Origin of the sequence: Streptomyces boninensis, from assembly GCF_048572725.1 — a bacterium.
Taxonomy (GTDB): Bacteria; Actinomycetota; Actinomycetes; order Streptomycetales; family Streptomycetaceae; genus Streptomyces; species Streptomyces boninensis.
Genome location: NZ_CP183837.1, coordinates 1321530 through 1342326 on the forward strand (window position 1 = coordinate 1321530; position 20797 = coordinate 1342326).

General features: G+C 71.1%; 19 protein-coding genes. 3 read left to right on the top strand and 16 right to left on the bottom strand.

Annotated features, from left to right (window positions below; translation table 11 throughout):
- Positions 1 to 39: 39 nt before the first annotated feature.
- From yajC to pgsA, 11 genes are all read right to left on the bottom strand, one after another.
- Positions 40 to 516 (bottom strand): preprotein translocase subunit YajC, encoded by a 477-nt coding sequence (gene yajC / locus ACNNMR_RS05895; RefSeq protein WP_419993453.1) that lies wholly within the window; start codon positions 514 to 516, stop codon positions 40 to 42.
- 227 nt (positions 517 to 743) lie between these two features.
- Entirely contained in the window at positions 744 to 1784 is a 1041-nt protein-coding gene (gene ruvB, locus ACNNMR_RS05900) for a Holliday junction branch migration DNA helicase RuvB (protein WP_419993454.1), read from the bottom strand.
- 115 nt (positions 1785 to 1899) lie between these two features.
- A complete protein-coding gene (ruvA, locus tag ACNNMR_RS05905; protein ID WP_419993455.1) occupies positions 1900 to 2514 on the bottom strand; it encodes a Holliday junction branch migration protein RuvA in 615 nt (204 codons plus the stop codon).
- Entirely contained in the window at positions 2511 to 3035 is a 525-nt protein-coding gene (gene ruvC, locus ACNNMR_RS05910) for a crossover junction endodeoxyribonuclease RuvC (RefSeq protein WP_419993456.1), read from the bottom strand. Before ruvC ends, ruvA begins: the two co-directional genes overlap by 4 nt.
- A gap of 92 nt (positions 3036 to 3127) precedes the next feature.
- Positions 3128 to 3880: a YebC/PmpR family DNA-binding transcriptional regulator gene (locus tag ACNNMR_RS05915; protein ID WP_419993457.1), complete on the bottom strand. Its 753-nt coding sequence runs from the start codon at positions 3878 to 3880 to the stop codon at positions 3128 to 3130.
- A gap of 66 nt (positions 3881 to 3946) precedes the next feature.
- Positions 3947 to 4537, bottom strand: coding sequence for a pyridoxal 5'-phosphate synthase glutaminase subunit PdxT (pdxT, locus tag ACNNMR_RS05920; RefSeq protein ID WP_419993458.1), 591 nt, complete (start codon positions 4535 to 4537; stop codon positions 3947 to 3949).
- 284 nt (positions 4538 to 4821) lie between these two features.
- The gene (gene pdxS / locus ACNNMR_RS05925; protein ID WP_419993459.1) at positions 4822 to 5730 is read right to left on the bottom strand and encodes a pyridoxal 5'-phosphate synthase lyase subunit PdxS; all 909 of its coding nucleotides are present in this window, start codon (positions 5728 to 5730) and stop codon (positions 4822 to 4824) included.
- Positions 5731 to 5927: 197 nt separating this feature from the next.
- Complete coding sequence (locus ACNNMR_RS05930) at positions 5928 to 6473, bottom strand: hypothetical protein (RefSeq protein ID WP_419993460.1); 546 nt, start codon at positions 6471 to 6473, stop codon at positions 5928 to 5930.
- Between the two features lie 53 nt (positions 6474 to 6526).
- Positions 6527 to 7711: a glycosyltransferase family 4 protein gene (locus tag ACNNMR_RS05935; RefSeq protein ID WP_419993461.1), complete on the bottom strand. Its 1185-nt coding sequence runs from the start codon at positions 7709 to 7711 to the stop codon at positions 6527 to 6529.
- Complete coding sequence (locus ACNNMR_RS05940; RefSeq protein ID WP_419993462.1) at positions 7708 to 8625, bottom strand: phosphatidylinositol mannoside acyltransferase; 918 nt, start codon at positions 8623 to 8625, stop codon at positions 7708 to 7710. The genes ACNNMR_RS05935 and ACNNMR_RS05940 overlap by 4 nt, the downstream gene beginning before the upstream one ends.
- Positions 8622 to 9278 carry a phosphatidylinositol phosphate synthase gene (gene pgsA / locus ACNNMR_RS05945; RefSeq protein ID WP_419993463.1) on the bottom strand — a complete coding sequence of 219 codons (657 nt, stop codon included), beginning with the start codon at positions 9276 to 9278 and terminating at the stop codon, positions 8622 to 8624. Before pgsA ends, ACNNMR_RS05940 begins: the two co-directional genes overlap by 4 nt.
- A gap of 238 nt (positions 9279 to 9516) precedes the next feature.
- On the opposite strand from pgsA, the gene ACNNMR_RS05950 reads away from it, so the two are divergent.
- Positions 9517 to 11709, top strand: coding sequence for an elongation factor G-like protein EF-G2 (locus ACNNMR_RS05950; protein ID WP_419993464.1), 2193 nt, complete (start codon positions 9517 to 9519; stop codon positions 11707 to 11709).
- Between the two features lie 91 nt (positions 11710 to 11800).
- A complete protein-coding gene (locus ACNNMR_RS05955; protein ID WP_420000271.1) occupies positions 11801 to 13447 on the top strand; it encodes a hypothetical protein in 1647 nt (548 codons plus the stop codon).
- Between the two features lie 24 nt (positions 13448 to 13471).
- On the opposite strand, the gene ACNNMR_RS05960 is transcribed toward ACNNMR_RS05955, so the two are convergent.
- Complete coding sequence (locus tag ACNNMR_RS05960) at positions 13472 to 14944, bottom strand: PLP-dependent aminotransferase family protein (protein WP_419993465.1); 1473 nt, start codon at positions 14942 to 14944, stop codon at positions 13472 to 13474.
- A gap of 42 nt (positions 14945 to 14986) precedes the next feature.
- Here ACNNMR_RS05960 and ACNNMR_RS05965 point away from each other — a divergent pair, with 42 nt between their 5' ends.
- Positions 14987 to 16189, top strand: a complete 1203-nt coding sequence (locus tag ACNNMR_RS05965) for a trans-sulfuration enzyme family protein (RefSeq protein ID WP_419993466.1) — start codon at positions 14987 to 14989, stop codon at positions 16187 to 16189.
- Positions 16190 to 16231: 42 nt separating this feature from the next.
- Here ACNNMR_RS05965 and ACNNMR_RS05970 read toward each other — a convergent pair whose 3' ends face one another.
- From ACNNMR_RS05970 to ACNNMR_RS05985, 4 genes are all read right to left on the bottom strand, one after another.
- Positions 16232 to 16792, bottom strand: a complete 561-nt coding sequence (locus ACNNMR_RS05970; protein WP_419993467.1) for an HIT family protein — start codon at positions 16790 to 16792, stop codon at positions 16232 to 16234.
- A gap of 4 nt (positions 16793 to 16796) precedes the next feature.
- Positions 16797 to 18779, bottom strand: coding sequence for a threonine--tRNA ligase (gene thrS, locus ACNNMR_RS05975; RefSeq protein WP_419993468.1), 1983 nt, complete (start codon positions 18777 to 18779; stop codon positions 16797 to 16799).
- Between the two features lie 250 nt (positions 18780 to 19029).
- A complete protein-coding gene (locus ACNNMR_RS05980; RefSeq protein ID WP_419993469.1) occupies positions 19030 to 20211 on the bottom strand; it encodes a hypothetical protein in 1182 nt (393 codons plus the stop codon).
- Positions 20208 to 20768: a DUF4365 domain-containing protein gene (locus ACNNMR_RS05985; protein WP_419993470.1), complete on the bottom strand. Its 561-nt coding sequence runs from the start codon at positions 20766 to 20768 to the stop codon at positions 20208 to 20210. Before ACNNMR_RS05985 ends, ACNNMR_RS05980 begins: the two co-directional genes overlap by 4 nt.
- Positions 20769 to 20797: the final 29 nt, after the last annotated feature.

Sequence of the window (20797 nt, forward strand, 5' to 3'; positions counted from 1 at the left end):
CCGGGATGAGGCGCCCGGGCCACGGGTGAGGCTCTTTGGCTACTTCGCGGCGGAGCCGCCGTCCTTCTTGCCGTCCTGCGCGTCGGCATCCTGCGCGGCGTCGTCGGCGTCGGCGTCCGCGGAGCGCTTGTCGAGGTCGACGCTCTCGTCGGCGTCGGTCTCCTCGGCGGGCTCGTCCACCGGGTCGGTCAGGCTGGAGGCGTCGTCCGGCGCGGAGACCTCGGTCTCCGGCGCGGCGCCGTGCACGATGCGGTTGTACTCCGCGTCGTCGAGGACGGCACCGATGGAGTTCTTCGCATAAATGGCGTGCACGCCGGGGGCGACCTCAAGGGTCACCGCCTCGTCCTGGACCTCCTTGACCACGGCATACATGCCGCCGATGGTCCGCACGCCGGAGCCCGGCTGCATCGATTCCCGCATCTGCGAGGCCTGGCGCTGCTTGTTCTTCGCCGACCGCGTCATCAGGAACATGGCCCCGATGAGCACGATGAACGGCAGGAGAGTCACGATATCCACGGTGTCCGGAATTTCCTTCGCGTGACCGCGTCGTCAGCGGCCTGGTATTGGGGGTGTGCTGCGGGCTGGTGCCGTCCGAATGAGCGGATGGCGTCGGCGGAGTCTAAGCGAGTCCGCGTCTGATGGACAACGACCAGCATGGCATTACCGTTCCTGCGGGGGCGAGTCCCCGCGCCGGACCGGCTTTCCGGCGCTGCTCAGCGCCCCTTTCCCGTCACTCGTTCTCGTTACTCGTCGAACATGGCCTGCTGCACACCGTGAGACTGCGGCGGTACGAGCCCGAGATGCGCCCACGCCGCCGGGGTCGCGACCCGCCCGCGCGGCGTCCGCGCGAGCAGCCCTTCCCGTACGAGAAAGGGCTCGGCGACCTCCTCGACGGTCTCGCGCTCCTCGCCCACGGCGACCGAGAGGGTGCCGAGGCCGACGGGGCCGCCGCCGAAGAGCTTGAGCAGCGCACCGAGGACGGCGCGGTCGAGGCGGTCGAGGCCGCGGGCGTCCACCTCGTACACATCCAGGGCCTTGGAGGCGATGTCGCTGGTCACGTCGCCGTCGGCCCGGACCTGCGCATAGTCGCGGACGCGGCGCAACAGGCGGTTGGCGATCCGCGGGGTGCCGCGGGAGCGGCCGGCGATCTCGGCGGCGCCCGCGGGGTCGACGGTCACGTCGAGCAGGCCCGCGGAGCGGTGGACGACCAGCTCCAGGTCGCCGGACTCGTAGAAGTCCATGTGGGCGGTGAAGCCGAAGCGGTCGCGGAGGGGCGGGGGGAGCAGGCCGGCGCGGGTCGTGGCCCCGACGAGGGTGAAGGGCGGGAGCTCCAGGGGGATGGCGGTGGCGCCGGGGCCCTTGCCGACGATCACGTCGACCCGGAAGTCCTCCATCGCCATGTACAGCATTTCCTCGGCGGGCCGGGACATCCGGTGGATCTCGTCGAGGAAGAGGACCTCGCCCTCCTGGAGGGAGGAGAGGATCGCGGCGAGGTCGCCGGCGTGCTGGATGGCCGGTCCTGAGGTGATCCGGATCGGCGCCGCCATTTCGGCCGCAACGATCATCGCGAGGGTGGTCTTGCCGAGGCCGGGGGCGCCGGAGAGCAGGATGTGATCGGCCGTGGCCGCGCGCTGGCGGGCGGCCTTGAGGACGAGGTCGAGCTGCTCCCGTACGCGATGCTGGCCGATGAACTCGTCCAGCGACTTGGGGCGAAGGGCGGCTTCGACGGCATCGTCCTCGACGGTCGCGCCGGCCTCTACGAGGCGGGATTCGTCGCCGGTCATGCTGTCGCCTCACCTCGGGTGCAGGGTTGCGGGTCGTGCCCACCTGCCCGCCCGCTGAACTGTGCGGCAAGTGCGCGGGGGTGAGGCGCCTGGCCCTTTCGCTCGCGGGTGGCGGTCATCGGGCGCGGTTCAACGTCTGGAGGGCGGCCTTCAGCAGCGTGCCCACATGCGGGTCAGTCCCCTCGGCCTGGGGAGCCACCGCCTCGACGGCGGTCTCCGCGTCGCGTGGGGCGTAGCCGAGGCCGGTCAGGGCGGCGTGCAGCTGCTCGCGCCAGCCGGGGGCCGGGGCTGCGGCGCCCTGGCGCACCACATGCGCGCCCGTGCCGAGCGGCTCGCCGAGGCGGTCCTTGAGCTCCAGCAGCAGCTTCTGGGCGCCCTTCTTTCCGATGCCGGGGACGGCGGTCAGCGCCTTCTCGTCGCCGGTGGATACGGCCAGCCGCAGATTGTCGGGTGAGTGCACCGCCAGCATCGCCTGGGCCAGCCGCGGGCCGACCCCGCTCGCGGTCTGCAGCAGCTCGAAGACCTGCCGCTCGTCGTCGTCCACGAAGCCGTAGAGGGTGAGGGAGTCTTCCCGTACGACAAGGGAGGTGGCGAGCTTGGCCTCCTGGCCGATGCGGAGGGTGGAGATGGTGTTCGGCGTGCACTGGACGGCCATGCCCACGCCGCCGACCTCGAGCACGGCCTGGTCGGGGGCGATGGCGGCCACGGGGCCGCTGACGAAGGCGATCAACGGACGGAGCCTTTCTGGAGCCGGGCGGCCTGGCGCAGCCGGTCCTGGGCGGGGGCGCGCCAGATGTGGCAGATGGCGAGGGCGAGGGCGTCCGCCGCGTCGGCGGGCTTCGGCGGCGCGGCGAGCCGCAGCAGCCGCTGCACCATGGCGCCGACCTGGGCCTTCTCGGCCCGGCCGGAGCCGGTGACGGCGGCCTTGACCTCGCTGGGGGTATGCAGCGCGACCGGCAGCCCGCGGCGGGCGGCGCACAGCATCGCGACCGCGCTGGCCTGGGCGGTGCCCATGACGGTGGCCACATTGTGCTGGCTGAAGACGCGCTCGACGGCGACGACGTCGGGGCGGTGCTCGTCGAGCCATGCTTCGAGCCCTTGCTCGATGAGCAGCAGCCGCTCGGCGATGTCGGCGTCCGCGGGCGTACGGACGACGCCGACGCCGGCCATCTTCAGCGGCCGGCCCGCCGTGCCCTCCACGACACCCACACCGCACCGGGTCAACCCCGGGTCAACCCCGAGCACGCGCACCGCCACTCCCCCTTCACCGTCGTACGTCAGTGCAGGTTATCGGCTCGCACCGACAACGGCGGTGAAGCGGGGCGGTGCCTGCCCGCGAGGGTTTACGCGTCGACCTTCTCCATGACCTCGTCCGAGACGTCGAAGTTGGCGAAGACGTTCTGCACGTCGTCGCTGTCCTCCAGCGCGTCGATCAGCTTGAAGATCTTCTTCGCGCCCTCCTCGTCCAGCTCCACCTGCATGGTGGGGACGAAGTTGGCGTCGGCGGAGTCATAGTCGATCCCGGCGTCGACCAGGGCGGTGCGCACCGCGACCAGGTCGGTGGCCTCGCTGAGCACCTCGAAGGACTCGCCGAGGTCATTGACCTCCTCGGCGCCCGCGTCGAGGACGGCGCCGAGGACGTCGTCCTCGTCCAGCTCGCCCTTCGGGACGATCACGACGCCCTTGCGATTGAAGAGGTACGACACCGAGCCCGGGTCGGCCATCGAGCCGCCGTTACGGGTCATGGCGACGCGGACGTCGGAGGCGGCGCGGTTGCGGTTGTCCGTCAGGCACTCGATCAGGACGGCGACGCCGTTGGGGCCGTAGCCCTCGTACATGATCGTCTCGTAGTCGGCGCCGCCGGCCTCGAGGCCCGCGCCGCGCTTGACGGCGGAGTCGATGTTCTTGTTCGGGACCGACGACTTCTTGGCCTTCTGGATGGCGTCGAAGAGGGTGGGATTGCCGTCAGGATCGGCGCCCCCGGTTCGGGCGGCGACCTCGATGTTCTTGATCAGCTTGGCGAAGAGCTTGCCTCGCTTGGCATCGATCACGGCCTTCTTGTGCTTGGTGGTTGCCCACTTTGAGTGGCCGGACACGGCAGTGCTCCATTCAACGACGCGTAAAGGGTCCTGACTGAATGACGCGATCCTACCGGGATCCCGTCACTGTCCGTCGCGCACCATCGCGACGAACAGCTCGTGGACCCGGTGGTCCCCCGTCAGCTCGGGGTGGAAGGAGGTGGCGAGCAGGCTCCCCTGCCGTACGGCGACGGGGTGCCCGTCGACGGCCGCCAGCACCTGGGCGCTCGCGCCGACCGACTCCACCCACGGAGCGCGGATGAAGACGCCCTCGACCGGGCCGCCCTCGATGCCGTCGACGTCGATGGCGGCTTCGAAGGACTCGTTCTGGCGGCCGAAGGCGTTGCGCCGCACGATCATGTCGATGCCGCCGATGGTCTCCTGCCCGGAGCGGGGGTCGAGGATCTTGTCGGCGAGCATGATCATGCCGGCGCAGGAGCCGTACGCCGGGAGGCCGGCGTGGATGCGCTCGCGGAGGGGCTGCATCAGGCCGAAGATGTGCGCGAGCTTGGACATCGTGGTGGACTCGCCACCCGGGATGACCAGGCCGTCGACGGCCGCGAGCTCCTCGGGGCGCCGGACACTCGTCGCTTCCGCGCCGGCCTCGGTGAGGGCGGCGAGGTGCTCGCGGACGTCGCCCTGGAGGGCGAGGACGCCGATGCGGGGTGCGGACAAGGTGTACCTCTCGTGCTGCTTCGGGTTTTCCGCGCTACGCGCGGATCGCGCCTGGCGGCGCTCGTCCTCAAACGCCGGACGGGCTGTTATTGGCGCTGCGCGCCTCGGCCTCAAGCGCCGGCCGGGCTTGAGAGCGGCTGGGCTTGAGAGCGGCTGGGTTGGCGCGGAGCGCCAATTCCAGCCCGTCCGGCGTCTGAGGACGAGGCGCGGAGCGCCGATGCGGGGGTCCGGGGGCGGAGCCCCCGGTGCAGGGGCCTGCGGAGCGGATCAGCCTCTAGCGGGAATCACCAGCCGCGGCCAGCGTACTTCTCCGTCTCCGACAGCGTGTCGATGTTGATGCCGACCATCGCCTCGCCGAGATTCCGCGACGCATCCGCCACGATCTTCGGGTCATCGAAGAAGGTCGTCGCCTTCACGATCGCGGCAGCGCGCTTCGCCGGGTCGCCGGACTTGAAGATGCCGGAGCCCACGAAGACGCCCTCGGCGCCGAGCTGGCGCATCAGCGCGGCGTCCGCCGGGGTGGCCACGCCGCCCGCGGAGAAGAGCACGACCGGCAGCTTGCCGAGCCGAGCGACCTCCGCGACCAGCTCGTACGGAGCGCGCAGCTCCTTCGCCGCGGCGTACAGCTCGTGGTTGTCGTAACCGCGCAGCTTCGCGATGTCGCCCTTGATCTGGCGCAGGTGGCGGACGGCCTCGACGACGTTGCCGGTGCCGGCCTCGCCCTTCGAGCGGATCATCGCCGCGCCCTCGGCGATGCGCCGCAGCGCCTCACCGAGATTCGTCGCGCCGCACACGAACGGCGTGGTGAAGGCGAACTTGTCGGAGTGGTTGACCTCGTCGGCCGGGGTCAGCACCTCGGACTCGTCGATGTAGTCGACGCCGAGGGACTGCAGGACCTGGGCCTCGACGAAGTGGCCAATGCGGGACTTCGCCATGACCGGGATGGAGACGGCCTCGATGATGCCCTCGATCATGTCCGGGTCGGACATCCGGGCGACGCCGCCGTCCTTGCGGATGTCGGCGGGGACGCGCTCGAGCGCCATCACCGCGACCGCACCCGCGTCCTCGGCGATCTTCGCCTGGTCGGGCGTGACGACGTCCATGATCACGCCGCCCTTGAGCTGCTCGGCCATGCCGCGCTTCACGCGGGCGGTGCCGGTCTCAGGGGTCGGGGACTGGTTCTCGGTGGACACGGTGTGACCTCACTACGGTGACGGATAAAGCGATGTATCTATCGTAGGCGCGTTCGGACGGGACTCCGACCGCAGGTCGGGCGCCCTACGCCACACCAAGCGAAGCGCAGCCCGCCCCGCCGGGGAAAGAGCCAATCGCGAAGCCGTGGCGTGCTCGCCGCGGCGCCCGCCCGCTCACCGCGACGAACCCAGCCCTCTCACCGCGCCGCCGCCCGCTCCATCAGCGCCGCCGGCGGCTCGTCGTCCATCTCGAAGGCCAGCGGAAACGGCGCGTACCCCGCCAGCCGGAACAGCCGCACCTTCTTGTGCCGCCGCAGCGCCCGCGCCGCCCGCACCGCGTCATTGTGGAACCGCCGCGCCATCGGCACCTTCCGCGCCGCCGCCGCCAGCTCCGTGATCGCCTCCTCGCCGCCGGGCGCGTCCCGTACCGCCTCCACCTGCTGCGGCTGCTCGAATACGGCGCGCAGCGCCTGGCTGAGCTCGCTTTCGGCGACCTCGCGCTGGTCGGTCTCGGCCTGTCTGGCGTAGTGCGCGGCCTGGTAGACGACGATGGACGCCGCCGGGTCGAGCAGCCCGCTGGTGGCCAGCTCCTGCGCCACTGACGCCCGGCGCACCAGCTGCGCGTCCAGGGCCGCCTTAGCCGCGTCGATGCGCGCGTGCAGCCGGTCGAGCCGCCCGGCGGTCCAGCTGAGGTAGATGCCGACGACGGCTAGTACGGCCGCGATGGTGATGAGGGTGGTCACGTCGCCAAAGGCTAGCGGTTACGCCCTGCCCAACCGTCGCGCACCCGGGCGGACTAGTCCCGTCCCGCCTGGTCCCGCGCCAGCCCGAAGCGTGTCATCCACCGGCCCGACGAGCCCTCGTCCTCGGCGACCGCCGACGTCGCGCCCGCGGTCACCGTCTCGTACACCGCGAGGATGTCGGCCCCGACCGTCGACCAGTCGAAGCGCTGCACATGCCGGCTGCCCCGCTCGCGCAGCTCGTCCCGCCGCGCGGGGTCGCCGAGCAGCGCGACGGCCTTCTCAGCCAGCGCCTCGGCGTCCTCGTTCGCGAAGAGCTCGCCCGCCTCGCCCCCGTCCAGCACCTGCGCGAAGGCATCCAGGTCCGACGCCAGCACCGGCGCGCCCGCCGACATCGCCTCGACGAGGATGATCCCGAAGGACTCGCCCCCCGTGTTCGGCGCCACGTACACATCCACGCTGGCCAGCAGCCGCGCCTTGTCCTCGTCGCTCACCATCCCGAGGAATTCGACGCGCGAGCGCATCTCGGGCGGCAGCCCCGCCACCGCCTCCTCCTCGTCGCCGCGCCCCGCGACCAGCAGCCGCGTCTCCGGCAGGGCCTCCAGGATCCGCGGCAGCGCCGCCATCAGCACCGGCAGCCCCTTGCGCGGCTCATCGATGCGGCCGATGAAGCCGATCGTGCCGCCCTGCCACTCGGGCTTCGGCTCGGCGTCGTCGAAGAAGCCGACGTCGACGCCGTTCGGGATGACGACCGCGTCGCCGCCGAGGTGCTCGACCAGGGTCCGGCGGGCGTACTCGCTGACCGCTATCCGGGCGCTGATCTTCTCCAGCGCGGACTGCAGGATGCCGTACGCCGCGATCATCGTCTTGGAGCGCGGGTTCGAGGTGTGGAACGTGCCGACGATCGGGCCCTGCGCCGCCCAGCACGCCAGCAGGGCGAGCGACGGGGTGGCCGGTTCGTGGATGTGCAGGATGTCGAAGTCCCACTCGTGCAGCCAGCGCCGCACCCGCGCGGCCGACAGGAAGCCGAAGTTGATGCGGGCGACCGAGCCGTTGTACGGGACGGGGACCGCGCGGCCCGCCGAGACCACGTACGGCGGCAGCACCGTCTCGTCGTCGGCGGGCGCGAGGACCGAGACCTCGTGCCCGGCCTCGATCAGCCATTCGGCCAGGTCGCGGACGTGGAACTGGACGCCGCCCGGCACGTCCCAGGAGTACGGGCAGACGATCCCGACCCTCACCGCGGCTCCCTCAGCGCCTCGCGGTGGGCGGGCTCCAGGTCGTCGAGCCAGAAGCGCTGGAGCATGTGCCAGTCCTCGGGGTGGTCGCGGATGCCGGACGCGAAGTCGTCCGCCATGGCCTGCGTCATGACCTTGGTCTTCTCCACGCGGCTGCCGGTCTCCGGCACCTCCACGGGTTGATGCACGCGGCCCTGCAGCACCGGCGAGTCGTCGTACCAGAGCGTCACCGGCAGCAGCAGCGCGCCGGTCTGCTGCGCGAGCATCGCGGGCCCCGCCGGCATCCGTGCCGTAGCGCCGAAGAAGTCGACCTCGACGCCCGACGCCGACAGGTCGCGGTCCGCGACCAGGCACACCAGGCCGCCGTCCCGCAGCCGCTTGGCGAGGGTGCCGAAGGCGCGGCCGCCGGTGTGCGGCAGCACCTCCATGCCGAGGGATTCGCGGTACGCCACGAAGCGGTCGTAGAGCGTCTCGGGCTTGAGCCGCTCCTGGACGGTGGTGAAGGGGACGCCGAGCTTGGTGGTCACCCAGGCGCCGGCGAGGTCCCAGTTGCCCATGTGCGGCAGCGCGAGCACTATGCCGCGGCCGGAGGCCAGGCCCTCCTCCAGGAGGTGTACGTCCTTGGGCTCGAAGCCGGTGCGGATGCGGTCCTTGGGCCAGGCGGGGAGGCGGAAGGACTCCATCCAGTAGCGCAGGTACGAGCGCATCCCGGCGCGGGTCAGCTCGGCGAGCTCGGGTGCGGTGGCGTCCGGGCGGACCCGGGCGAGGTTCGAGCGCAGTCTGCGGACGCCCTTGCCGCCGCGCCGGAAGGCGGCGTCGGCGATTTGCCGGCCGAGCGCCCGCGCGGCGGGCTCCGGGAGCTTCTTCACGCCGGCCCAGCCGGCGCCGTAGAGCCCGTCGGTGAGGCGTTCCTTCATACCGCGGCCCCTCCCCCTTCGGCGGCGTCGGCCTCGGCGGACTCCCGCCGCACGGTGACGACCCGCTGTCCCAGGGTAATGAGGCTGCCCACGGCGACGATCCACAGCGCGATCGGCAGCAGCACCTCGATGTACGGGACGCCGAACTTGTCGAATCCGGAGAGCCCGGCGAGCACCAGCGTGATCACCAGCCGCTCGGCCCGCTCGATCAGCCCGTTGACATTGACCGGCAGCCCGATCGACTCCCCGCGCGCCTTCGTGTACGACACCACCTGGCCGCTGGCCAGGCAGAACAGGGTCACGGCGCACATCATGACGCTGTTGCCGCCGCCCGCGTACCAGAGCGCGATGCCGCTGAAGACGGCCGCGTCGGCGACCCGGTCGAGGGTGGAGTCGAGGAAGGCGCCCCAGCGGCTGGAGACGCCGGACTGCCGGGCCATATTGCCGTCGACGAGATCGGAGAACACGAACAGCGTGATGACGACCGTGCCCCAGAAGAATTCGCCCTGCGGATAGAAGATCAGGGCGCCCGCCATGACCCCCAGCGTGCCCAGGAGCGTCACCGTGTCTGGGCTGACCCCCCGGCGCAGCAGAAAAGCGGCGAACGGCGTGAGAACACGCGTGAAGAATGCACGCGCGTACTTGTTCAGCATGGCCTTCCCGAGGTTCGGCAGAGGCAGCGCTTTTGCTGCGGGGCTGGCCCATCGTAGCCACGCAGCGGGTGCCGCTGCCGTGCGGGTACACCCGCCTGGCCGGGGAGTCACCTCCGCCGATGGATCCCGCGGCGGAAAAGGACGATCGCGCCCCGTGTGACATCTATGGACGCACCGTGAGCCCGGTGGAAAGCTCGAATGAGCCGAAGGTGTCGAACCTCGGAAGGCGGGACTACACATGGGTGACAAATCGAGTGCACACCCCGGAGCCGCCGGCAGGGCAGCGGCGGCCGCCCGGCCCTCCTCCATTCGGAACGTGGTGCTGGTCGGCCATAGCGGGTCCGGGAAGACGACGCTGGTCGAAGCGCTGGCGCAGACCGCGGGAGCGGTGCAGCGCGCGGGCCGGGTCGAGGACGGCGGATGTTTGTCCGACTACGACGAGATCGAGCACCGGCAGCAGCGCTCCGTGCAGCTGTCCCTGGTGCCGGTCGAGTGGAAGGGCATCAAGATCAATCTGCTGGACACCCCGGGATACGCCGACTTCGTCGGAGAGCTGAGGGCCGGTCTGCGGGCAGCGGACGCGGCCCTTTTCGTGGTCTCCGCGGCGGACGGCGTGGACGGCGCGACCCGCATGGTCTGGGACGAGTGCGCGGCGGTCGGCATGCCGCGCGCCTTGATCGTCACGCACCTGGACGCGGCCAGGGCGGACTTCGACGAGATGACCGCGATCTGCCGGCGGGTTTTCGGCGGCGACGACCCGGACGCGGTGCTGCCGCTCTACCTCCCCCTGCACGGCGAGGAGGCCGCCGACGGCACGGCGCCCGTCGCGGGCCTCATCGGGCTGCTGAGCCAGCGGATCTTCGACTATTCGTCCGGGGCCCGCGTGGAGCGGCCGCCGGACGACGAGCATCTGCCGCTGATCGAGGAGGCCAGGAACCGGCTCATCGAGGGGATCATCGCCGAGAGCGAGGACGAGACCCTCATGGACCGCTATCTCGGCGGCGAGGAGGTCGAGCTCAAGACGCTGATCGAGGACCTGGAGAAGGCGGTCGCGCGCGGCGTCTTCCACCCGGTGCTGGCGGCGGCGCACGCCCCTGAGGACGGCACGCAGGGGCTCGGGACCGTAGAGCTGCTGGAGCTGATCACCGGCGGGTTCCCGACGCCGGAGGAGCGCGAGATCCCGGCCGTTACGACCCCGGACGGCACCCCGCGGCCGCCGCTGACCTGCGACCCGAAGGGGCCGCTGGCCGCCGAGGTGGTCAAGACGTCGTCCGACCCGTACGTGGGCCGGCTGTCGCTGCTGCGGGTCTTCTCCGGCACGCTGCGTACGGACGCCACGGTGCACGTCTCCGGGCACGGTCTGGAGGACCGCGGCCATGAGGACCACGATGTGGACGAGCGGATCGGGGCGCTCACGTCCCCGTTCGGCAAGCAGCAGCGGACGCTGCCTGAGGCCATCGCGGGTGACATCGCCTGCGTCGGCAAGCTGACCCGCGCGGAGACCGGCGACACGGTTTCGGCCAAGGAGGATCCGCTCCTCATGGAGCCGTGGGTGATGCCGGATCCGCTGCTTCCGGTGGCGATCGCGGCACACACCAAGCAGGACGAGGACAAGCTCTCCCAGGGCCTGTCCCGGCTGGTCGCCGAGGATCCGACGATGCGCCTGGAGCAGAACCAGGACACCGGGCAGGTCGTCCTGTGGTGCCTGGGCGAGGCGCACATCGACGTGGCGCTGGAGCGGCTGCGGACGCGTTACGGCGTTCAGGTCGACGCCGTACCGCACAAGGTGTCGCTGCGCGAGACGTTCGCCGGCAAGGCGACGGCGCGCGGGCGGCATGTGAAGCAGTCGGGCGGCCACGGCCAGTACGCCATCTGCGAGATCGAGGTGGAGCCGCTGCCGCAGGGCTCCGGCATCGAGTTCGTGGACAAGGTGGTCGGCGGGTCGGTGCCGCGGCAGTTCATCCCGTCGGTGGAGAAGGGCGTACGCGCCCAGGCCGTCAAGGGTGTCGCAACCGGCTATCCGCTGGTGGACATCAAGATCACGCTCTTCGACGGCAAGGCCCACTCGGTCGACTCCTCCGACGCCGCCTTCCAGACGGCGGGCGCGCTCGCGCTGCGCGAGGCCGCGGCCCAGGTGCAGATCCATCTCCTGGAGCCGGTGGCGGAGTTGCAGGTGCTGGTGGCGGACGAATATGTCGGCCCGGTGATGAGCGACCTGTCGGGGCGGCGAGGCCGCGTCGTCGGTACGGAGCAGTCCCCGGGCGGGCGCACGCTGGTGCGCGCGGAGGTCCCGGAGATCGAGATCGGCCGGTACGCGGTCGACCTGCGCTCCATCTCCCACGGCACCGGCCGGTTCAGCCGGAGTTACGCCCGGCACGAGCCGATGCCGCCGCAGCTCGCCGCGAAGATCCGTGAACAGGAAGGCGAGTGAGGTTCACCCTCGGTAGCCTTGGGCACAAGCTGTGCAGGCAAGGCAGTAGTTGAATCCCGTGGGGGCGGTAGTGGCGACGTCATTCGACGGCATGGATCTGGACCTGCGGCCCGGGGCGGAGATTCCGCTCTCCGGTGCCGCGGGCCAGACCGCTGCGACGCATGCGCTCGCCTCCGCCGCCTACCGCGACGGAGACGTCAACGGCCTGATGAAGGCCGACAACGACTGGGCCAAGTCGGAGTTCAAGAAGGGCAAGCTGTCCCTCTTCGAGCCCAACCTCGGCGAGGCTTTCGCCCGCGCCGTCCAGGTCCGGATGCTCGGCGGCGCCCGCAAGCAGATGATCCAGTCCTTCGGCACCGAGCCGCAGGCGGTCGTCGAGCACTGCCTGGCGGCCAACCGGATCCGCCGCGAGCGGGACGCCCGGCTGAGCGCGCTGATGGGCGTCTTCGGCCTGCTCTTCCTGCCGGGCACGCTGCTGTGGCTGGGCGCCTTCCAGCTGCGCCGGACGATCGCCGGCGCCAAGGACAAGCGGGCCGGGGCGCTCGGGGCCGCCGCGATGGTCGCCTTCGGCGTGCTGGCGCTGATCCTGTTCATCCGCTTCCCGATCGGCGGCTTCTGGGGCTATTACGCGCGGGCCGCCGTCATCGCCCCGGTGGTCGGCTGGCTGTGGGCGAAGCAGGTCTGCGAGAAGTACGCGAAGGACCTCCGCTCCCGCTGGGGCGGCCTGCTCTCCGGCGGCGGCGTACCGGCGAAGATCCCGGAGGCCGTGCCCCGTAATCCCGGCGAATCCAGCGCTGAGAAACTCCGCCGCAGCCTGGCGCAGCTCTCCGCGGAGCAGCAGAGCAACATCGTCTTCTACGCGGGCCCCAAGGGAATACTGGGCATGGGCACGCGCTGGGGCGCCTGGCAGATGGCCGAGGACCTGGTGCCCCGCGATGCGGACACGGAGATCCACCCGTTCCGCAGCTGGGATGTCATCAAGTCGATCCAGGCCCAGCTGAAGCTGCTGGAGCGCAGCCCGCTGCACACCGGCGGCTTCCCGGCGCCGTCGATAAAGCACTGGGTGGTCTCCCCCGTGGGTGAGAAGGCCTCGGAGGTGGCGCGGCCGAAGGGCGCCGAGGTCGACGGGTATCAGATAAAGGATTTCGAGATCCAGCGGATCTGCAATGAGCAGCAGTTCGGCAGCGGCAACAGGCACTACCTCGGCGTGCAGTTCACCCTGTGGGACGGCCAGCTGGTCATCACCCTGCTGATCACGGTCACGGTGCTGCACAACACGCTGCGGATCGAGGTCACCGGCCATGCTCTCGGCCCGGTCCACTCGCTCTTCACCACCAAGCCGAAGCCGGAGCAGAAGGAGGTCTCCCGGAGCGTGAAGTTCTGGGAGACGAAGACCAAGACGCTGCCGCTGGTGAAGGCGCAGGAAGTGGTCCGGCTGTCGGCGCGGGCGCCGTTCACCTGGATCCCCCCGCTGCTGGACTTCCTCGGCGGCAAGCTGAAACTCCCTGAGCCCTTCGGCCTCCGCCACGTATGGGCGGACAAGCCATGGCGCCACCGCTTCATGGCGGACGACGCGCTGCGCGCCGCGACGCCGGTGCTGCGGGTGGTGCATACGGCGGCGATGAAGGTCCTGGAGGAACACGGCGCGAGCATCGAGAACTTCGACAACCGGTCGAAGTTCCTGTCGGCGCAGGTGCAGGGGGCGGAGCCGCGGAGGGCGGACTTGTACGACGCGTAACAACAAGCCCGTCCGGTGCAGCCCTCACACGGTGATCCCGCCCAGCACAGCGGCCCCCGTGCCGCCCCGCGCGCCGCGCCCGTCGTACGCCGCCCAGGCCACCGCCATCCGCTCGACGGCCTCGGTGAGCACCTCGTCCGGAGCGACGAAATGCAGCCGCAGCCGGTCCCGATTGCCGCCCCCGGCGTCCAGGCAGACACCGGGCAGCACGCCGACGCCATGGCGCAGCGCCACCTGCGCGTACGCCACGCCGTCCCCGTACGGCAAGCGCACCCACACCGTCTGCCCGCCCCGCACCGCCGGACAGTCCCACTCCGGCAGCCGCCGCGCCAGCAGCTCACGCAGGTGATCGTGCCCGTGCCGGAGCTCGCGGCGGCGGCGGGCGAGCAGGGTGTCGAGGCCGGAGAGCAGGTCGGCGGCGGCGAGCTGGGCGGGCACGTCGGTGCCCAGGTCGTGCACCGCCTTCAGCCGCGCCAGCCGCAGCACCATCGCGGCGGACGCCCGCACCCACCCGATCCGCAGCCCGCCCCACACGGCCTTGCTGAGCGAGCCGACGCTGATGACATCGGCGGCGTACGCGGCCATCACCGGCGGGGCATCGCCGGAGAAGGCGAGCTCGGCCGGCACCTCGTCGTCGATGAGCGGCACTCCGTTACGGGCGGCGGCCGCCGCGATCCGCTGCCCGACGAGCGGCGGCAGCACCCGGCCGGTGGGGTTCTGATGAACGGACCCGACGTACGCAAGGGCAGGCTGCTCCTCGCTCATCACCCGTACCGCCGCCTCCGGATCCACCCCGTCGGGCCCGACTGGCACCGGCCGCAGGACCGCCCCGGCCTCGCGGAGCAGATCCAGGGCACCCGGATAGGCAGGCGCCTCGACCATCACCCGGTCACCGGGCCCGACGAGCAGCCGCGTCAGCAGCGACAACGCCTGCTGACCGCCGGTCGTGACGAGAATCTGCTCGGGCGAGGTAGGCACCCCACGGGCCCCGTACCGCGCCGCGATCGCGGCCCGCAGCTCGGGCAGCCCCGCCGGGTGATACCCGAGCCCGCGCCCGGGCAGCTCCATCCGCGCGTACGCCTCCCGCAGCTCGCTCGGCGCCCCGTCGGGAGCGGCGCAGCTCAGCAGGATGACCCCGTCGGGCGGCTGCAGCAGATGCATGAAGAGCGGGTTGTCGGTCTCGGCAATGCCGCCGGGCACCAGCGCGGCCTCGGCGACCCGGGTCCCGCTCCCCTGCCGCCGTACGATCCGCCCCTCGGCGCGCAGCGCCCCGTACGCGGCCACCACCGTCGTCCGCCCGACGGCGAGCGCCGCGGCGAGCGTCCGCTCCGGCGGCAGCAGCGCGCCGGCCCGCAGCCGCCCCTCGTCGATCAGCTCCCGGATCCGCCCGGCCAGCAGCAGATACAGCGGCCCGCGCCCTGTCGACCAGCGCCCGAGCGCGCCGACCAGACCATCAATGTCGTCCCCAGCCTCCATGGCGAACCAATCTGCCGTCATTGGCCCTGTCATGGCAACCCAATTCTCGGCAAGACTTCCCCCATGAGCACCGACGACGCGCACCACTTCCAGACCCGCACCGTCCACCCGCCGGCCGACCCCGCCCCCACCGGCAGCCACCCGATCGCCACCCCCCTGCACCAGAGCCACGTCTTCGCATTCGACACGGCGGACGACATGGTGGCGGCCTTCCACACCCCCGACGGCGCCTTCCTCTACAGCCGCTTCGGCAACCCCACCGTGCGTGCGCTGGAGCAGGCGGTCAGCGCCCTGGAGGGCGGCGTGGGCGGCCTCGCCTTCGCGAGCGGCATGGGCGCGATCAACGGCGTCCTGCGCACGCTGCTCGCCTCCGGCGACCATGTGATCGCCCAGCGCAGCCTGTACGGCGGCACGTACGCCGCCTTCGAGGACCTGGCGGCGCGCTGGGGCGTGTCCGTGACGTACGTGTCGGGCACGGACCCGGAGGAGGTACGGGCGGCGCTGACCCCCCGCACCCGCGTCCTGTACCTGGAGACGCTCGCCAACCCGACTACGGCGGTCTCCGACCTGCCCGCCCTCTTCGCGGTCGCGGCGGAGGCCGGCGTGACCGGGGTGGTCGACAGCACCTTCGCAACACCCGTGCTCTGCCGCCCGATCGAGCACGGCGCGGATATCGTCATCCACTCGGCGACGAAATACCTCGGCGGCCATGCGGACGTCCTCGGCGGCGTAGCGGTCTTCCGCGACGCGGCCCTCCGCCACCGGGTCTGGGAACACGTAACGGAGGAGGGCGCCACCCTCGACCCCTTCGCGGCATGGCTGACGCTACGCGGCCTGTCGACCCTGGCACTGCGCGTGGAACGCCAGTCCGCGACGGCGCAGGTCTTGGCGGAACGCCTGACCGCGCACCCGGCCGTCAGCCGGGTCCATTACGCGGGCCTGCCGGACCACCCGGACCACGAGCGCGCAAGGCGCCTCCTGCCGAACGGCACAGGCGGCCTCCTCTCCTTCGACATCGCGGCGGGCCGGGAGGCGGGAAGGACCTTCATCGAATCCGTCAACCTGGCGCTGCTCAGCCCATCGCTGGGCGACGTAAAGACCTTCGTCATGCACCCGGCCAGCACGTCCCACCGCCAGCTGGACGCGGACGCCTTGGCGGCGATGGGCATCGCAGAGGGCACGATCCGCCTGGCGGTCGGGATCGAACACCCGGAGGACCTGTGGGCGGACGTGGAACAGGCCCTGGCCAAGGCAACGGCTGCCTGACGGCGGTGGGAGGGGTGGCCGCTTCAAGCCCGTCCGGAGCCGCTAATCCCGAGGCCACGCCTCCGCGAGCATCCACCGCGTATCCGCCAACAACTGCGGCAGCACCTTCGTATGCCCCACCACGGGCATGAAATTCGTGTCCCCACCCCACCGCGGCACGATGTGCTGATGCAGATGCGCGGCGATGCCCGCCCCCGCCACCGTCCCCTGATTCATCCCGATGTTGAACCCATGCGCCCCGGAAGCCGCCCGCAGCGCCCGCATAGCCTGCTTGGTGAGCTCCCCGAGCTCAATCGTCTCCTCGGCACTCAGCTCCGTGTAATCCGCCACGTGCCGGAACGGGACGATCATCAGATGCCCACCGTTGTACGGATACAGATTCAGCACCGCGTAGACGAACTCACCACGCGCGACGACAAGGCCATCCTCATCGGACTTCGCCGGAATCGAGCAGAACGGGCAGCCGTCCTCGGCCCCAGGGCCGCTCGGCTTGTTCTCTCCCTGGATGTACGCCATCCGGTGCGGGGTCCACAGCCGCTGAAACGCGTCCGGGGACCCCACCCCGATCTGCTGCTCCGGCTCGTTGTTCATGCGGGCCAGCATATGGTCAGACCTGCACGCGGCGCTCCACCGCGTCCACGATCTCCTTGATCGCCTCGGCCTTGGGGATGCCGTTCTTCTGCGAGCCGTCGCGGTAGCGGAAGGACACCGCGCCCGCCGCCATGTCATCGTCACCAGCGATGATCATGAAGGGCACCTTCGACTTCTGCGCGTTCCGGATCTTCTTCTGCATCCGGTCCGACGACCCGTCGACCTCGACCCGCAGCCCCTGCTGCTTCGCCTCGGCGGCGAAGTCGTGCAGATACGGCACATGCTCGTCGCCGATCGGGATCCCGGTCGCCTGCACGGGCGCCAGCCACGCCGGGAAGGCACCGGCATAGTGCTCCAGCAGCACGGCGAAGAACCGCTCGATCGACCCGAACAGCGCCCGGTGAATCATGACCGGCCGCTGCCGCGACCCGTCCGCCGCCGTGTATTCGAGGTCGAAGCGCTCCGGCAGGTTGAAGTCGACCTGGATCGTCGACATCTGCCAGGTCCGGCCGATCGCGTCCTTGGTCTGCACGGAGATCTTCGGCCCGTAGAAGGCGGCGCCCCCCGGGTCCATGACCAGCTCGAGCCCCTGCTTCTCGGCGGCCTTCCGCAGCGTCGCGGTGGCCTCCTCCCACACCTCGTCGGACCCGATGAACTTCTCCGGGTCCTTGGTGGACAGCTCCAGATAGAAGTCGTCCAGGCCGTAGTCGCGCAGCAGGTTCAGCACGAAGGTCAGCAGCGAGTCGAGCTCGTCCGCCATCTGCTCCTTGGTGCAGTAGATGTGCGCGTCGTCCTGGGTGAAGCCCCGGGCCCGGGTCAGCCCGTGCACGACACCCGACTTCTCGTACCGGTACACGGTCCCGAACTCGAAGAGCCGCAGCGGCAGTTCCCGATAAGACCGCCCACGCGCATCAAAAATAAGATTGTGCATGGGGCAGTTCATGGGCTTCAGGTAGTAGTCCGTGCCCTCGTCCAGCTGCATGGGCGGGTACATGCCGTCCGCGTACCAGTCCAGGTGCCCGGACTTCTCGAAGAGCTTCCCCTTCGTCGCATGCGGCGTGTAGACGAACTCGTAGCCCGACTCCTCGTGCCGCCGCCGCGAATAGTCCTCCATGACCCGCCGGATGATGCCGCCCTTGGGGTGGAAGACGGCAAGACCCGACCCGATGTCCTCCGGAATCGAGAAGAGGTCCAGCTCCGCCCCGAGCTTCCGGTGGTCCCGCTTCTCGGCCTCGGCCAGGAACTCCAGATAGCCCTTCAGCTCATCCTTCGACGGCCACGCGGTCCCGTAGATCCGCTGCAGCTGCGGGTTCTTCTCGCTCCCCCGCCAGTACGCCGCCGCGGACCGCATCAGCTTGAAGGCCGGAATGAACCGCGTCGTCGGCAGGTGCGGGCCGCGGCAGAGGTCCTTCCAGCACAGCTCGCCGGTCTTGGCGTCAAGGTTGTCGTAGATCGTCAGCTCGCCGGCCCCGACCTCCGCGGACGCGCCCTCGGCGGCCTCCGCCGCGCCGCCCTTGAGCCCGATGAGCTCCAGCTTGTACGGCTCCGCGGCCAGCTCGCTCCGCGCGTCCTCATCGCTCGTCACCCGGCGCGAGAAGCGCTGTCCGCGCTTCTGGATCTCCTGCATCTTCTTCTCGATGCGCTTGAGGTCCTCGGGCGTGAACGGGGTCTCGACGTCGAAGTCGTAGTAGAAGCCGTCCTTGATGGGCGGCCCGATGCCGAGCTTGGCCTCCGGGAAGAGCTCCTGCACGGCCTGGGCCATCACATGCGCAGTGGAGTGCCGCAGAATATTCAGCCCGTCGGGGCTGGAGATCTCCACAGCCTCGACGACGTCCCCGTCCCCGACCTCATACGCCAGATCCTTGAGCTCCCCGCCCACCCGAGCCGCGACGACCTTCCGATCCCCATCGAAGAGCTCGGCCGCCGTCGTCCCCGTAGTCACCGTCCGCTCTTCCCGCTCGGCGGAATCGCGGCTGATGCTCACACGGACGTCTGACACGGGTGCTCCTTCGGAGGAATTCGGCAGGGGCCACGATCGGGCCCGCGCTGAATCGTACCGAGCCCCCACCCACCGACGCGAAACGCCTGCCGGCGGCCGCCCGCGCGACGAGGGCTGGGGTGGAACGACGCCGCCGAAAAAACCCAGCGCCGAGCAGCGACCCGACCACCACGTTTTTTCGGTGGTGTCGTGGAACCCCAGCCCGGCCCACGCCCCAAAGCCCCGCCCACCCCGCGAGCACCCGGCGGCGTCAGCCGCCGCACGCATCCTCGAAGAAGTCCAGATTTTCGTGCAGCGACTTCAGCGCCCGGTCCCGCTCCGCCTCGTCCACCTCCACCGGGACCACCTCCGACACCCCCGTCACCCGCCGGAAGCCGCCGCGGCTCTCCAGCCGCCCGCTCACCCGCACCGGCATCCCGACCAGGTGCGCATGCCCCGCGATCCGGTACGCGTCCTCCCCGAGGACGCACCGCACCTGCGCCACCTCCGCCCCCGCGATCACTCGCAGCCGCACATCCCCGTCCCCCGCCGCCGACCGCCGCCGCAGCCGCACCACGACCCCCGTCACCCGCACCGGATACGACGGCTCATCCCGCTTGTACCGCTGCCCGGCCCGCCGCAGCAGATCCAGATCCCCCGGCGTGAACTCCACCGGCTCCGGCCGCTCCGCGAACCCCGCCGGCACCCCCACCCCCGGCGCCCAGGCCACGCTCACCCGCGCCCCGTCCGTCCCCCTGACCAGCGCCACCACCGCGCCCGTCAGCTCCGCGCACGCCCCCAGCTCCACGGCCGCGTCAAAGGCCTCCATGCCGCCCGTCGCCCGCGCGTAGTCGGCCGCGTCCCGTACGGCATGCAGCGAGCGCACCAGCACCCCCACCGCCGCCCGCCCGGCCGGCGCCGGCACGAACGCGGTCAGCCGCGCCCCGCCACGCACGCCGTCCAAGCCCCCCGGGCCGATGACCACCCGCCCCATCTCATCAGCCGCCCACACCCGGTGCCGCGCCCCGTGATACCCGGCCCGCTCCCGTACGCCCAGCGCCGCGGCCACCAGCATCGCCCGGGCCCCGGCCCGTAACTGCTCCTCCCCCGGCCACCCCGCGCCGGACGGCGAGCCCCGCTCCCACCGCACCTCGTCGGCGGGCGCGGCGAGCGCCACCAGGATCTCCGCGGCCGAGGGCACCGCACTGCGCCCTAACGCGGTCAGCGCCTCCGCCAGCAGGTCGTCGCAGTCGGGATACGCCCGGTCGGCGGGCACCAGCAGGCTGACGCCCCCGGGGCCGCCCGCCGGCGGCGTCCACCGCGCGTAGCCGCGCGCCGCCGTGCCCCCGTGCGACCGCCACCCGTGCCGTACGAGCAGCGCGCTCAGCACTCCCGGGTCCACCGCGCGCGGGTCCGGCCCGCCGAAGCCGCTCACCACACTCAACGCGCTCACGGTTTACCCCCAGCCCCGACCCGCGTCATGATCTCGCAGAGCGCCCGGTCGTCGAAGATCCGGTTCGCCGGTATCCGGACCGTGGTCCGGTTCCGTCCCGTCACCGGGTGACCGGCCAGATTGATCCAGTAGCAGCAGTGCCGCAGCTCCAGCCGATCGTGCGCGGCCCGCAGCCAATCCTCCTGCGTACGCGGCACAAGCATCACCACCAGGATCTTGTGCACGCTCACCGGCGTGCGCGCCAGCTTCGTCAGGTGCGCGTTGTCGAGGGTGAACGAGAACGGCTTGCCCGCCGCGCGCGGCGGCACCTGATAGGTGCACTTCAGCTGCACCTTGATCGTGACCTCGTCGTCGACCGCGTGCCCCGGTCCGGGGGCGCTGTGGCTGACATGCCAGTCGATCCCGTAGTCGGGAAAGGGCTGGGCCAGCGAGCAGCCGGCCGCGGCCGCCACCGCATGCAGGTAACCGACCTGCATCGTCTCCATACATGCCGTCGTGGCGAGACTTCCGCGCGAGGGTGCGAGCAGCCCGCCGGGTTCCGGCTGCGCCAGCGCCATCGCTGCGACTGCCTTCCGGGGTGTGCCAG

Coding starts and splice junctions, on each gene's coding strand:
- ACNNMR_RS05960 (WP_419993465.1), bottom strand. CDS start 14,944: ATGACGGCAGATTGGTTCGCCATGGAGGCTGGGGACGACATTGATGGT.
- ACNNMR_RS05965 (WP_419993466.1), top strand. CDS start 14,987: ATGAGCACCGACGACGCGCACCACTTCCAGACCCGCACCGTCCACCCG.
- ACNNMR_RS05940 (WP_419993462.1), bottom strand. CDS start 8,625: ATGAAGGAACGCCTCACCGACGGGCTCTACGGCGCCGGCTGGGCCGGC.
- pgsA (WP_419993463.1), bottom strand. CDS start 9,278: ATGCTGAACAAGTACGCGCGTGCATTCTTCACGCGTGTTCTCACGCCG.
- ACNNMR_RS05950 (WP_419993464.1), top strand. CDS start 9,517: ATGGGTGACAAATCGAGTGCACACCCCGGAGCCGCCGGCAGGGCAGCG.
- ruvB (WP_419993454.1), bottom strand. CDS start 1,784: ATGACCGGCGACGAATCCCGCCTCGTAGAGGCCGGCGCGACCGTCGAG.
- ACNNMR_RS05955 (WP_420000271.1), top strand. CDS start 11,801: ATGGATCTGGACCTGCGGCCCGGGGCGGAGATTCCGCTCTCCGGTGCC.
- ACNNMR_RS05970 (WP_419993467.1), bottom strand. CDS start 16,792: ATGCTGGCCCGCATGAACAACGAGCCGGAGCAGCAGATCGGGGTGGGG.
- ACNNMR_RS05985 (WP_419993470.1), bottom strand. CDS start 20,768: ATGGCGCTGGCGCAGCCGGAACCCGGCGGGCTGCTCGCACCCTCGCGC.